Source organism: Listeria grayi DSM 20601 (genome assembly GCF_000148995.1).
Lineage (GTDB): Bacteria > Bacillota > Bacilli > Lactobacillales > Listeriaceae > Listeria > Listeria grayi.
Genome location: NZ_GL538353.1, coordinates 400,563 through 414,692 on the forward strand (window position 1 = coordinate 400,563; position 14,130 = coordinate 414,692).

The following is a 14,130-nucleotide window of genomic DNA, read 5'->3' on the forward strand; positions in this document are numbered from 1 at the left end:
ACAAAACAAAGGAGTCGACATGAACTATTTTATTCAGGCAGGCAGCTATGTGCTTGTCATACTTGCTGCCGTACTTATTGTATTTATCGGCATCAGCTTATTTTCTCCTCATCTAGCTGTTTATCTGCTGCGGGCTTGCTCGTATGGGAAGGGGAAAAAGCCGAAGCATTATGCAGATTATCAGCAAAAAGTCCGCATCCAAAAGAATATTTCCTATTCCTCCGATTTCACAAATAATCGGCTGGATATATACTCTCCGAAAGAAAACAGCCAGCCAAAAGGCACGATTTTTTGGGTGCATGGCGGTTTTTTCGTCGGCGGAAATAAAGAAAAAGCGACTTATTGGAGTACGATGATGGCTAGTAAGGGCTACATCGTTGTATCGATCGATTATCAAGTAGCGCCAGAACGGATCTATCCCGGTCCCGTTCAGCAGATGCAAGATGCGTACCGTTTTTTGAAAGCGAAGGAACAGGACTATCCAATGCTCGACCTTGCTAGGCTAGTCATTGGCGGAGATTCCGCGGGCGCTCAGCTGGCTGCTCAGTTCCTTACGATACAAACCAATAAAGACTATGCAGAAGCGTTGGGACTTGAACAGGTTGTCCCGATAGAGACGATCCGTGCGGCACTGCTTTACTGCGGGCCGTATCATCTGCAGGGCATTCTGGAAGTGAGAGATCCGGCACGCCGCTTCTTTATGAAACGGATCGGCTGGGCTTACTTAGGCAGGCGCGATTGGGAAAACAGTCTGGAAGCGAAACAGGCTTCGATCGTGGAGCATATTTCCGCCGATTATCCGCCGACATTTTTGACAGATGGTAATACCAGTTCGTTTGATCTGCACGCAAAAGCATTTGAGCGTGCTTTAAGGGAGAACCATGTGCAGGTGAAAACATTATATTTTACAAAAAAAGATGGCAAGATCAAGCATGAATATCAATTTGATTTATCAACGAAGCAAGCCATGTTGGCGTGGGAGCAGACGCTACAATTTTTAGAAAAAAATATGTAAAAAAGCACAGCGGAGAAATTCGCTGTGCTTTTGCTTCCTTTATACTACAAACACAAAATACAAAATAAAGAGCAACATCATGATATACATCAGTGGATGGACTTCTTTATAGCGACCTTTCAATACCATGGTAATCGGATAGAAAATAAAGCCAATCGCGATCCCGGTTGCGATCGAGAAGGTAAGCACCATCATCAAGACGATAAAGAAGGCTGGTACAGCTGTTTCGAATTTTGACCAGTCAATGTGGGCTACATTCCCGATCATCAAAATACCTACGATCACTAATGCCGGTGTAGTGACAGCGCTAGTGACAACGCCAAGTAGCGGTGAGAAGAAGAGCGATAAGGCAAAGCAGATGCCGACAACAATCGCAGTCAGACCTGTTCTTCCACCAGCAGCAACGCCAGCAGTGGATTCCACATAAGAAGTCGTGGTCGAAGTCCCAAAGATAGAACCGACGACTGTCGCTACTGAATCAGAAAATAAAGAGCGACCGGCACGCGGTACTTTGTTATCTTTAACGAAACCAGCTTGATTAGCAACAGCTACCAATGTACCGGCTGTATCAAAGAAGTCGATAAAGAAGAAAGTCAAGATCACGATCAACATTTGTGGCGTGAAGATGTCGGACAAATGAATGATTGCTTGTCCGAAAGTCGGTGAGATACTTGGGATCCCAGAAACGATCTGATGCGGTACAGCGATCAGTCCGAAAATCATGCCGATGATCGCTGTCGTGATCATTCCTAGGAAAATCGCACCGCGCAGGTTAAGTGTCATATAAATGACCGTGATCACGATTCCGAAGACAGCTAGTAAAACAGGCCCGCTGTGCAGATTTCCAAGTGCGACGATCGTCGATTTGTTACCTACGATGATCCCGGCATTTTTCAGTCCCAAAAAGGCGATAAAAAAGCCGATGCCGGCACCGACGGCATATTTAAGTTCAGCAGGGATCGCATTGATCACTTTTTCGCGGATCCCAGATAATGTTAAACAAATAAAAACAAGTCCCGATACCAATACGCCGCTTAGCGCAGTTTGCCAGGGGATACCCCATTGCGCACATACCGTATAAGCAAAAAAGGCATTAAGCCCCATCCCGGGTGCGAGTCCGATCGGATAATTGGCAACAAGTCCCATCACTACAGAACCAACAACAGCAGCAAGTACTGTGGCTACAAAGACAGCATGCAGATCCATCCCAGTCGTCGCCAGCATAGTTGGGTTGACGAATAAGACATACGCCATGGATAAAAAAGTAGTTAGTCCAGCAAGAATTTCTGTGCGTACGGAAGTTTTATTCTCCCGCAGTTTAAAAAAACGATTCATTAAAAAAAGCCTCCCTATTTATGTTGTCGTACATAATTTGGAAAGAGCTTCAAATAAGCGCGCGTCAAATAGACACTACACTCCTATATGCAGCTCGTAGCCTAGCAATTTACGGTTGCTTGGTAGAAACGTCCGGACCCTATTTCCGAACTTATACGACTTGCTTATTGTAGCCCTTTTTCAGTCATTACGCAATATAAAATTTTACTTGTATATTTTTATAAAAATTAGTTTATACTTTTAGAAAAATAAGTTATAATAATACCGAAAAGGAGGAGATAATAATGAAATATACGTTTCCAGAAAACTTTTGGTGGGGGAGCGCTGCATCCGGCCCACAAACGGAAGGTGCCAGCACTATCGACGGCAAGAAACCGAGTGTGTGGGATCATTGGTACAAAATCGAACCAGAGAAGTTTTTTAATGGTGTAGGTCCGCAAAATACATCCAATTTTTATTATCAATATAAAGAAGACATTGCATTGATGAAACAAACCGGGCACAATTCTTTTCGGACTTCGATCCAGTGGTCTCGCCTGATCCCTGACGGAAGCGGAGAAGTGAATCCGAAAGCAGTGGAATTTTACAATAATGTGCTGGATGAAATGATCGCAAATGGTGTGGAGCCATTTATCAACTTATATCACTTTGATATGCCAATGGCTATGCAAGAAAAAGGCGGCTTTGAAAACCGTGCCGTGGTAGATGCATATGCGAACTATGCGAAAACGTGTTTCGAACTATTTGGCAGCAAAGTCAAATATTGGTTTACTTTCAACGAACCGATCGTGCCAGTGGAAATGGGCTACTTATATGACATGCATTATCCAAACGTCCATGATTTCGGTCGTGCAGCACAAGTGGCTTATCATACTGCACTTGCCCATGCTTTGGCGGTAAAATATTATCATGAATTGAATCAAGACGGTAAAATCGGTGTGATCTTGAACTTGACGCCTTCTTATCCGCGCAGTCAAAATCCAGCCGATCTAAAAGCCGCCCATCTTGCTGATCTTTTCTATAACCGTTCTTTCTTAGATCCAGTAACGAAAGGCGAATATCCAGAAGATCTTGTTGAGATCTTGCGCGAACGTGATTTCATCCCTGAACATACGGCAGAGGATCTTGCTATCATCAAAAACAACATCATTGATATTCTCGGCGTCAATTATTATCAGCCGCGTCGTGTCAAAGCAAAAGAGTACATGCCACATCCAGATGCACCGTTCATTCCGGAACATCTATTTGATAATTATGAAATGCCTTACCGCAAAATGAATCCTTACCGTGGCTGGGAAATTTACGAAAAAGCAATCTACGACATGGCAATCAATCTGCGGGACAATTATAACAATATTCCATTCTTTATTTCAGAAAACGGGATGGGCGTAGAAGGAGAAGATCGTTATCGCGGTGCTGATGGTAAGATCAATGACCATTATCGGATCGATTTTATCAAAGATCATTTGCGTTATTTACATCAAGCCATCGATGAAGGTGCCAACTGCCTAGGCTATCATCTATGGACATTCATGGATTGCTGGAGCTGGGCCAATGCTTATAAAAACCGCTACGGTCTAGTTGAAGTCGATCTAGATAATAACTTTAAACGGACGATCAAAGCATCTGGTTACTGGTATAAAGAGCTTACTGCAAATAATGGCTTTGAAGACTAAGATAGGCGTGGTAAAATAAGGAAAGCAAGTAGAGGAGGAGTATTGTGGCGCAAAATCAAACGAAGTATAGTTTTATCGCAGAAGAAATGCGAAGCCGCATTTTGGATCTCAAGTATCCGTTAGATAAACCGATACCAGATGAAATGACGCTCGCCCTGGAATTCGGCTGTAGTCGAATGACAATGAAAAAAGCGCTCGAGGTACTTGTCCTTGAAGGCTTTCTTTATCGAAAACGAGGACATGGTACTTTCATCATCAAATCGGCACTCGACGCAGAACGGCTGACGATCCATAATCAAGAATTGAATGGTTTTACAAAGCTGTTAGACGATAAAGGTGTGACGAGTAATGTCATTAAATTTGAAGTTATTTTTCCAACCGAAAAGATTGCGGAACGGCTCAATATCGAACGTGAAACGCCAATTTACGATATTTTACGGATCCGCAGCGTAGCGGACGAGCCATATGTATTGGAACAGACATATATGCCTGTGACAGTGATCCCCGGGATCAACCAGTCTGTATTAGAAGGCTCGATCTACAAGTACATCCAAGAAGAGCTACATTTGAAGCTAGCAAGTTCTTACAAACAGATCCGCGCTGATAAATCAGGCGAACTCGACTGGGAATATTTGCACTGTACGAAAGAAGAGCCGGTGCTTGAAGTAGAGCAAACGGTTTACTTAAATAATGGCACAGCTTTTGAATATTCATTAGCCCGCCATCGGTATGATAAATTTGTCTTTACCACTGTCAACATTTCCAGACACTAACATAAAACACACGCTGATCAAGCCGCTGACATGCGGAAGAGAGCGTGTGTTTTTTAGATTTGTTCTTTATTTTCCCGAAAGCGGCGGATACTATGGTTGAATATTTCGGATAGCATGATGCCTGCTGCGATCGCACCTGCCACGACACCAACTTGAACCGTAAAACCGATCGCTTCGATATAATCGCCAAGCACAAAATTACGCACAGCTTGATAAGCGAGTCCACCGGGAACAAGCGGGACAAGGCCGGGAATATTAAAAATCGTGATCGGCATTTTTTTATACTTCGCGAAAAAATGACTGCAGACGGCTACCACAAAAGCTCCTGCCATCGAGGCAGCGCCTACACCCAAGTGGAAGTTTTGGAAGAGCCAGAAAGCCATCCAGCCCGTTGCTCCTGTCCAGCCACAAGCATTTAGCGTTTTCCGCGGGACATTCGTAATGATAGCAAAGGCGACCGTTGCCAAGTAACTACAGATGATGTGGATCAAGATCGTAGCAAACATAAAACTCCTCCTTTATAAGAAAAAACGAAAGATGACAGCAATGCCGATCCCGATCGCACAAGAGGTCAGCAATGCTTCTGTACCGCGCGCCATTCCGCTCAGCAGATGACCGGCGAGCAAATCGCGGACAGCGTTGGTGATCGGGACCCCGGGAACGAGCGGCATCAAACTGCCGATTATCATCGTACTTAAATGAATACCCAAATTCAGGTGAACAGCTAAGACCGCAAACAGTCCGATGGCAAAGGAAGCAAGAAACTCGGCCATGAATTTGACTTTGACCCATAAATTAGCATAATAATAAATCGCATAGCCAAGTCCACCGATCAAACAAGTCGCAATAAAATCATACCAAGCGCCACCGAAAATGATCATCAGCGTCCCACTCACGAGGCTGCCGGCTGCGATCTGCAACCAAACAGGGAAGTGCTTGGTTTCGTTATCTAGCGCCATCAGTTGCTGATACAGCTCTTGAAGTGTCAACACATTAGAAGCGAAAGAACGGGAAAGCTCATTGACCATCGCTACTTTTTCCAAATTGATCGTTCGCGCCGGTATCTGTTTAAGCTGGATATTCTGTTCACCTTCCAGCGACATGAAAATACCAGTAGGCGTCACAAAACTGATACCGCGCTTTTTACTGGCCGTATCCGCGATCCGGATCATCGTATCTTCCACGCGATACATTTCTGCGCCACTTTCCATCATGATCTTGCCTGCCATCAAACAGGTTTCCAGTAAATAGTCTTGCTTATCCAATTTTAGAAGCCACCTTTCTGTCTGTGTGCTGAATCCATATTATATTTATGATACTATATTTATAGGAAAAAAAGAAAGGAGACCAATTATAAATGGCAAATATCGAATATGAGATCGTAGAAGAAGTCGGTGTACTTTCTGAAAATGCCCGCGGTTGGCGCAAAGAGTTGAATAAAGTTAGCTGGAATGGCAGAGAGCCGAAGTATGATATCCGTGATTGGTCGGAGGATCATGAGAAAATGGGAAAAGGAATCACCCTAACGGAAGAAGAGGCGCAAGCGCTAAAGGAGTTATTATAAAAAAGACAGCTAGATTGCTGTCTCAGCTTGGCGAAAAACGCTCATCTTCGTCGTTAAAGTCTGCGTTTCGATGCTCACGTACTTAAGTACGCTCCGCTTCGGTACTCGACTTTGCCTAGAATCTAATCATTTTTCGCCAAGCTGGGAATAGCTAGGAAATGATTGAAATGGTGTTTTTCTTCAGTCTGAGACAGCTAGATTGCTGTCTTTTTTATATGTCCAATGCAATAAATAAAACTTTCAAATAGTTGCCTTCTGGAAATGCCTTATCAACTGCAAAGTCAGGAGGGAGTGTGTAGCTCTCCACAATACGGTAGCTTCGGCCTGTATTTGCAAAGGCTTCTGCGACTACTTTTTTAAAAGCAGTCATTCCATAGCCCGCATAATTAGTCGAAGCGATGATGTGCCCTTTTTCAGCAGTGATCGCGATCGTTTCTTTCAGCAAATTCGGGTAGTCCTTGGCAACTCGGAAAGTCAACTTTTTTGTGCGTGCGAAACTAGGTGGATCGATGACGACCAGATCAAACTCGAGTTGTTTACGTCCTGCATATTTGAAGTACTGAAAAACATCTTCCACGATGATCGTTTGCGAAGTAGGGTCAATCCCATTCGCTTCAAACTGTTCTTGTGTTTTAGCTCGGCTGCGTCCGGCAACGTCAACACTTGTAGTAGCAGAAGCACCGCCCATGACCGCTGCAACGGAAAAAGCACCGGTATAGGAGAAGGTATTTAAAACGCGCTTATTGTTCGTATACGCGTCTGTGATCCGCTGCCTTACTTGGCGCTGATCAAGAAAAATACCGGTCATCCAGCCATCGTTTAAATAAGTTGCATAGGAAATACCGTTTTCTTGGATCATAATCGGAAAATCCGCTTGCTCTCCTGCAACGAAATCTTCTTGCTTCGTATTATCAAAGCGTCTTTTCTCATAGATACCTTTGACAAAATCAAACTGCAACCAGCTTTGGATGATCGCTTCTTTATAGGTATAGACGCCGGCACTATACCATTGGAAAAGGAGATAACCATCATAATAATCGACCGTTAATCCCCCAAAATGGTCGCCTTCACCATTAAATAAACGAAATGCTGTGGTAGTTTCATCTGCAAAGAGCGCTTGGCGTTTTTGCAAAGCGTTTTTCCAGCGAGCTGTGAAAAAGGTCTCGTCCAATTGTTCAGTCTCTCTTTGAGAAAACACCCAGCCATCGCCTTTGTTTTGTTTGCCATAATAGCCCTTTGCGATAAATGTTTGGCCAGGATCTGCTAGTATCAATACTGCGCCTTCTTCGATCTGCTGCGGCCAATTTTTAAAGTTATCTGCTTGGATCAGGGGATAGCCGCCTCGGTATTTTTTGGCGATCTGCTGATTTTCTGCAAGGATCGTATACGTTTTTGCCATGTTATCACTCTTTCTATTCAAATAAAAGACCTGTAAGCTGTTTCGCCTACAGGTCTTAGTGATTAGTCGTTATTAGAAATTTGCTACGCGACCGAAGCCAACTAGATATTTTCCCCAGCCAGTTCCATAGATATTATCGATAGAAACGCCGTTATCTTGTGCATCGATCATTTGTCCACCGCCGATGTAGATACCAACGTGGGCAATGCCTTTGCCGTAGTTAAAGAATACCAAGTCGCCTGGTTGTGCTTGCGATTTAGAGATCTTTATAGAGTGTGCATATTGTGTCGCAGAGTTTCCAGAAAGGCTAAGACCTACTTGATTGAAAACATAGCTAGTGAAACCAGAGCAGTCAAATGTGCTTGGGCCTCTAGCTCCCCAAGTATAAGGTTTGCCTAAGTGTTTTTTAGCTTCTGCATATAATGCAGAGAAGCTTGCACTGCTAGACTGCGAAGTATTGTTGTTTACATTTGTTGTTGGCGTGCTGTTATTTGTTGTATTAGTTGGTGTTACTTTAGCTGGTGTGCTGGTAGCAGGTTTAGAAACTGCTGGTTTCGCAGGAGCAGCAGTTTTTGGTTTTGCAGCACTGGCTTTTACGCTCAATTCTTGACCAGCATAGATCGTGCTGGTTGCATTCAAGTTGTTCCAGTTTGTTAGATCAGCTACTGAAACTTTGAATAGAGAAGCGATTTTCCCAAGGGAATCACCATTTTGTACTTTATAAGTAGCAGCGCTTGTGTCAACTGCAGGTGTACTTACTTTTTGTTCTACAGCTGGTTTCGCTGTAGGGGCTGGTGTAGCTGCTTTTGGCTTGGAAACAGCTGGTTTCACTGTTTCTTTAGCAGCCGGTTTTGCTTGTTCTTGTTTAGCCGGTGCTGTTTGCTTCACTTCTTGTTTCGGAGCGACTTTAGCAGGAGCGGCTTGTTTTACAGTTGTTGGAGCAGCTTTAGCAGCCGCTTCTTTTACTGCGATCGTTTGACCAACATAGATCGAAGAAGAAGAAAGATTATTCCATTCGATCAATTTTTGAACAGGAACGCCATATTTGACAGATAAAGCCCAGATCGTATCACCGCTTTTTACTTTGTAAGTAGAAGCGTTCGTATCCACTTTAACTGCGTGTGTCGAAGTAGCAGCGACTTTTGCTTCTGCTTTGTGGGTCACTGCTTTCGTAACGACAGGAGCAGCGACTTTTGCGTCAGATAAGTATTTTCCGTTTACATAACCAGTTTTACCATTGTCAAAAGAGATCTTGTTCCAACCATTAGCTTCAGAACTTTCTACTTTGACAACTGTACCGCCTTTTAGGGAAGTAAGTATTTTTTCATTTGCGTCAGGAGCATGACGAACATTCAGCCATGTTGCACTAACAGATTTTTCTACTTTTTGAGCAGCTACTTCTTTGATTGTTAATTTTTGTCCCGGTACGATTCTATCAGAGTCAAGTTTATTGAGTTGTTTTAGTTGGTCAACGGTAGTACCAGTTTTGGAAGCGATCCCCCAAAGTGTATCACCAGATGCGACAACCACTGTATTTGCTGAGACAACCGATGGAGCAGCGAATGCTGTGACAGCTATTCCAGCAGCAGCGGAAACGATCGTTGCTTTTTTCATATTAAATGTGACCCCTTTCTATATTTCAGTTTTAAAATTCCGATTATATCAATGAATGAGTTCAACAGATTTGCTTGATTAATATCCATTTTACAGACTTTAAATTCAAAAGACAATGTGTCTATTACAAAAGCAAATAAAATTACTTTTTAAATCATTGTTATTTGTAACTTTGCTGTAATAAATAGAAGTAGAACGTGTGTTTCCTAAGGCGCGGAATAGTATAAATTTGCCATTTACAGAGGATAATGTAAACTAAATCACATATAAATTTTCTTTTTATTAGAAAATTTCTAATTATGTGGTGGATAAATTTAATCTAATTGTAATATTATTTTTACCGTTTCCACAGTAATGAGAAAATTATTACTGTGGAAAAAAGAATTTGTTCTAACTCTTTTATCTATTGTATAATGAGGGAAGATGGAGGCCGATAAGAATGGAACAAAGTTTTAATGACAAACGAATCGTCCGAGCTTACCGTGAAGTCGCTCGGAAAATTGTGAAAAAAGAAGGTCTGTATCACAATATGGACCAAGCGGAATTAAAAGAACAAACGGCCATTTGGCGTGAAAAATTTAAAACAAAAGAAATGACAGAACGAGATAAGATCAATATTTTTGCACTTGCTCGAGAAGCTGCAAGACGGATCACCGGTTTAGAAGCGGTTACTGTTCAATTGATCGGAGCTCTTGTACTAGGCGACGGTAAAGTAGCGGAAATGAAAACCGGGGAAGGTAAAACGCTTGTTTCGCTTTTTGTGATGTATATCGAGGTTATTCGCGGCAATCGTGTGCACTTGATCACCGCAAATGAATATCTGGCGAAACGGGACCGCGAGGAGATCGGACAGGTCTTGGAATATTTAGGTGTATCCGTTGCACTGAACGAAGCGCAGCTGGATAAATTTCAGAAAAAAGCCATTTATACAGCAGATGTCATTTATGGCACCGCGGCAGAGTTTGGCTTTGACTATCTACGTGATAACATGGTCCGTGCTTGGGAAGATAAAGTTCAGTCAGGACTAGATTTTGTGTTGATCGATGAAGCAGATTCAATTCTTATTGATGAAGCAAGAACGCCGCTTTTGATCTCAGATAAAAAAGAAGAAGATCTTTCCTTGTACCAAGATGCTGAGTTACTCGTCCAAAGTATGCTGAAAGATGATTATGAGATCGATGAGCAAAAACGATTTGTTTGGCTGAATGATGCCGGAATTGAGAAAGCCCAACGCTTTTGGCAAGTTGAGTCGCTATATTTAGAAGAAACGCAAAATTTTCTGCGGATTACGATGCTGGCATTGCGTGCGCACTTTTTGATGCAGAAAGATAAGGATTATGTCGTGCTCGATGATGAAGTGCTGATCATTGATCCGCATACAGGAAGAGCATTGCCAGGACGTCGCTTCAATGACGGCCTACATCAAGCGATCGAAGCAAAAGAAGGTGCTGCTGTCAAAGAGGAATCGCGAACACTGGCAACGATCACGATCCAAAACTACTTCCGGATGTACAAAAAGCTTTCTGGTATGACGGGGACGGCAAAGACGGAAGAAGAAGAATTTAAAGAGATCTACGGCATGGACGTCGTGGTGATCCCTACCAATTTAAAAGTCAACCGGCAAGATATGCCTGATGACATTTTCTATACGCAAAAAGAAAAAGGTCGGGCGATCATCTACGAAGTTTCGTGGCGTCATGATAAGGGTCAGCCTACTTTGATAGGAACGTCCTCGATCAAAAATAACGAATGGATCAGTGGCTTGCTCACCGATGCCAATATTCCGCATCAAGTGCTGAATGCTAAAAACCATGCCCAGGAAGCCGAGATTATTGCGAAAGCGGGTAAACGAGGTATGGTGACCTTAGCGACAAATATGGCTGGACGTGGGACGGACATCAAATTAGATGAAGATGCCCATCAGCTGGGGGGATTAGCCGTCATCGGTACAGAACGTCATGAAAGTAGGCGGATCGATCTGCAGCTGATGGGACGTGCCGGCAGACGGGGGGACCTTGGCTTTAGTAAGTTTATGATCTCTCTGGAGGATGACCTGTTGGCTGATTATGATAGCAAACGCTGGATAAAGCTGCGGGAAAAATTGTTGCGACGGGCACCGCGGACAGGCAAACCAGTTAATAAACTGCGGTTGCATACTTATGTATACGAGGCGCAAAAACGATTAGAAGGCGCCAATTATGATCTGCGGAAAGAGCTGCTCTCCTACGATGAAGTCATTGACCTTCAACGAAAAATGGTTTATCAAGAGCGGAATGAATTACTGCAGCGTCAAAAGCTTGGCATATCTTCTGAAAAAATCTTGCGGGAGATCGCGGAACAAACTTTTAAAGTAACAGGCGACGAGCAAACCATGGAGGAAGCCTATAAACGTCAGGAAGAATTTTTAGCAGGAACTTCCTTCCCTATGTCTATGGAAGAAATCAAACGTGAAGATCCAGATGTCGTGATTGAAAAATTGATCAACTGGCATAAGGGACAACGCGAAAAAATCCCTGCCGAAACCATGAGTGCGATCGAGAAAGAAGTCTATCTAAATCTCATGGATCAAATGTGGGTCATGCACTTAGATGAGATGGTACAGTTACGCGAAGGGATCCATCTGCGTGCTTACGCGCAGCAAGATCCGCTTGTGATGTATCAAAAAGAAGGCGGCGAATTGTTTAAAAAATTTCAATCCGAGTATCATTTTTATTTCGCACATGCTTTGCTGGAACTGGAACCAGATGGGTTAGTAATGGGATAAGGTTAGACAGTGCCATGTTTTTTAGGTAGAATAAGGGTAACTCAAGAATATATAAAAAGGAATGAAGGTGAATAGATGAAAAATCAATTATCCAAGTTTAAGCAATTCTTTATAGAGAATAAGTTTGTATTGGCATTACTTATCTTTCTGATCGTTGCGTTAGATATTTTACTTCTCACAAAAATATCGTTTATTTTCAAGCCGGTAGGAGTTATTTTAAAAACGGTCGCTGCGCCGATCATTTTAGCGGGAATCCTGTACTACCTGTTCAATCCAGTGGTAGATTGGCTGGAAAAACATAAATGGAAACGCGGCTGGTCGATCGGTCTGCTCTATCTCGTTATTATCGGGGCATTGATCGTACTCTTCAGCTTTGTCGTACCGGCAGTGAAAGACCAAATTGCCAGCTTACTGAATAAGTTCCCGGATTATTGGGATAAGCTTACGAATGAGCTCGATAACTTTTCGAAAACAGGCTTATTTGATCAAATCAGAGAGCGCTTGAATTCCAATTTAAGTGAGATCACGAAAACGATCTCTTCGAAAGGAACAGGCTTTGTCAATAGCGCGATCGATGGTATCGGCAGCTTTGTCGGTACAGTTACCGAAGTTGTTTTGGCGATCGTTACGACACCATTTGTCTTGTTCTACTTATTAAAAGACGGCAAAAAACTGCCGGAATTTATTTTAAAACTGCTTCCTGTTAATGCACGAGCACACAGTAGACAAGTTTTAAAAGAAGCAAACCATCAAATCAGTTCTTATATCCGTGGTCAAATCATCGTCAGCTTCTGTATTGGTATCTTGCTTTATATCGGCTACTTGATCATTGGGCTACCATACGGACTGACACTTGCGATCATCGCGGCTTTCACAAGCGTTGTTCCTTACTTAGGACCAGCAATCGCAATCACGCCAGCGATCATCATTGCAATCGTCGTATCACCTTGGCTCTTGCTCAAGCTAGTCGTTGTCTGGGTATTGGTACAATTACTGGAAGGTAAATTTATTTCACCACAAATCATGGGTAAATCCCTAAAAGTACATCCAATCACGATTCTATTTGTCATCTTGGTTGCCGGAAATCTTTTCGGTGTCCTTGGCGTCATCTTCGCTGTACCAGGTTACGCGGTACTTCGTGTCGTGGTCATGCATACTTTTGACTGGTTCAAACGGATCTCTGGACTATACGGTGTTCAACCGGAAAGTCAATATCCGCCAGTAGAACCGGGAGAAACACAAGAACAAAATAAACCAAAAGAATAAACAAAAACACTTCTTGCTGTTACATTTTTCTGCAAGGAGTGTTTTTTATTGGGGGGAAGATTATGCTTGAACAGGTAAAAGGAAAAGTGATCATCTCCTGCCAGGCGTTGGAAAACGAACCGCTCCACAGTTCCTTCATTATGGGAAGAATGGCGCTGGCAGTCGCACAGGGCGGAGCAGCTGGTATTCGTGCGAATAGCGTGGCTGATATTGAGGAGATACGCAAACATGTTGATTTGCCGATCGTCGGTATTATCAAACACGATTATCCGGACTCCGAGATTTATATCACAGCGACGTCAAAGGAAGTAGAGGCATTACTAGAAACCAATATTGAAATGATCGCATTAGATGCGACAGACCGAAAACGGCCGGGCGGAGAAACGACACGCGAACTAGTTGCCAAGATCCACGAAGGAAATAAATTAGCAATGGCGGATATTTCGAATGTAGAAGAAGGGATAGCGGCCGAAAAAGTCGGATTTGATTGCGTATCGACTACATTGTCCGGGTACACTCCTTATACCAAAACACGTCCGCGCCCTGACTTTGAACTGCTCGAACAATTGCGTAATGCTATCTCGATCCCTATTATCTGCGAGGGACATATTACAGAGCCAGCAGAAGTGGCAGAGGCATATAAAAGAGGAGCATATTCTGTTGTGGTAGGTTCAGCAATTACAAGGCCACAAGAGATCGCAAAACGATTTACGGATTTTTAAGC

12 protein-coding genes and 1 riboswitch are annotated in these 14,130 nt (G+C 43.1%); of the genes, 7 read left to right on the top strand and 5 right to left on the bottom strand.

The genetic code is table 11. The features are described 5' to 3' along the window. The first annotated feature begins 19 nt into the window (after positions 1–19). Positions 20–1,015 carry an alpha/beta hydrolase gene (locus HMPREF0556_RS09430; RefSeq protein ID WP_003757994.1) on the top strand — a complete coding sequence of 332 codons (996 nt, stop codon included), beginning with the start codon at positions 20–22 and terminating at the stop codon, positions 1,013–1,015. 39 nt (positions 1,016–1,054) lie between these two features. Here the strand turns inward: HMPREF0556_RS09430 and HMPREF0556_RS09435 are convergent, their stop codons facing one another. Continuing rightward, a complete protein-coding gene (locus tag HMPREF0556_RS09435; RefSeq protein WP_003757998.1) occupies positions 1,055–2,350 on the bottom strand; it encodes an NCS2 family permease in 1,296 nt (431 codons plus the stop codon). Between the two features lie 77 nt (positions 2,351–2,427). Then, positions 2,428–2,529, bottom strand: a riboswitch (purine riboswitch). Positions 2,530–2,634: 105 nt separating this feature from the next. Between HMPREF0556_RS09435 and HMPREF0556_RS09440 the strand changes: the two genes are divergently transcribed. Continuing rightward, a complete protein-coding gene (locus HMPREF0556_RS09440) occupies positions 2,635–4,026 on the top strand; it encodes a glycoside hydrolase family 1 protein (RefSeq protein WP_003758000.1) in 1,392 nt (463 codons plus the stop codon). A gap of 44 nt (positions 4,027–4,070) precedes the next feature. Further along, a complete protein-coding gene (locus tag HMPREF0556_RS09445; protein WP_003758003.1) occupies positions 4,071–4,799 on the top strand; it encodes a GntR family transcriptional regulator in 729 nt (242 codons plus the stop codon). A 53-nt stretch (positions 4,800–4,852) separates the two neighbouring features. Here the strand turns inward: HMPREF0556_RS09445 and HMPREF0556_RS09450 are convergent, their stop codons facing one another. Both HMPREF0556_RS09450 and HMPREF0556_RS09455 read right to left on the bottom strand, forming a co-directional pair. After that, positions 4,853–5,305: a threonine/serine exporter family protein gene (locus HMPREF0556_RS09450; protein WP_003758004.1), complete on the bottom strand. Its 453-nt coding sequence runs from the start codon at positions 5,303–5,305 to the stop codon at positions 4,853–4,855. Between the two features lie 12 nt (positions 5,306–5,317). Further along, complete coding sequence (locus HMPREF0556_RS09455; protein WP_050777034.1) at positions 5,318–6,028, bottom strand: threonine/serine exporter family protein; 711 nt, start codon at positions 6,026–6,028, stop codon at positions 5,318–5,320. A 128-nt stretch (positions 6,029–6,156) separates the two neighbouring features. Here HMPREF0556_RS09455 and HMPREF0556_RS09460 point away from each other — a divergent pair, with 128 nt between their 5' ends. Then, positions 6,157–6,363: a YdbC family protein gene (locus HMPREF0556_RS09460; RefSeq protein WP_003758007.1), complete on the top strand. Its 207-nt coding sequence runs from the start codon at positions 6,157–6,159 to the stop codon at positions 6,361–6,363. 211 nt (positions 6,364–6,574) lie between these two features. Here the strand turns inward: HMPREF0556_RS09460 and HMPREF0556_RS09465 are convergent, their stop codons facing one another. Further along, positions 6,575–7,762, bottom strand: a complete 1,188-nt coding sequence (locus HMPREF0556_RS09465; RefSeq protein ID WP_003758010.1) for a class I SAM-dependent rRNA methyltransferase — start codon at positions 7,760–7,762, stop codon at positions 6,575–6,577. A 72-nt stretch (positions 7,763–7,834) separates the two neighbouring features. After that, positions 7,835–9,376, bottom strand: coding sequence for a LysM peptidoglycan-binding domain-containing protein (locus HMPREF0556_RS09470; protein ID WP_003758011.1), 1,542 nt, complete (start codon positions 9,374–9,376; stop codon positions 7,835–7,837). Between the two features lie 439 nt (positions 9,377–9,815). Here HMPREF0556_RS09470 and secA2 point away from each other — a divergent pair, with 439 nt between their 5' ends. The 3 genes from secA2 to HMPREF0556_RS09485 all read left to right on the top strand — a co-directional run bounded on the left by secA2 (position 9,816) and on the right by HMPREF0556_RS09485 (position 14,128). Next, complete coding sequence (gene secA2 / locus HMPREF0556_RS09475) at positions 9,816–12,140, top strand: accessory Sec system translocase SecA2 (protein WP_003758014.1); 2,325 nt, start codon at positions 9,816–9,818, stop codon at positions 12,138–12,140. Between the two features lie 75 nt (positions 12,141–12,215). Beyond that, the gene (locus tag HMPREF0556_RS09480; protein WP_003758016.1) at positions 12,216–13,406 is read left to right on the top strand and encodes an AI-2E family transporter; all 1,191 of its coding nucleotides are present in this window, start codon (positions 12,216–12,218) and stop codon (positions 13,404–13,406) included. A gap of 62 nt (positions 13,407–13,468) precedes the next feature. Continuing rightward, the gene (locus tag HMPREF0556_RS09485; RefSeq protein WP_040486717.1) at positions 13,469–14,128 is read left to right on the top strand and encodes an N-acetylmannosamine-6-phosphate 2-epimerase; all 660 of its coding nucleotides are present in this window, start codon (positions 13,469–13,471) and stop codon (positions 14,126–14,128) included. Positions 14,129–14,130 lie beyond the last annotated feature (2 nt).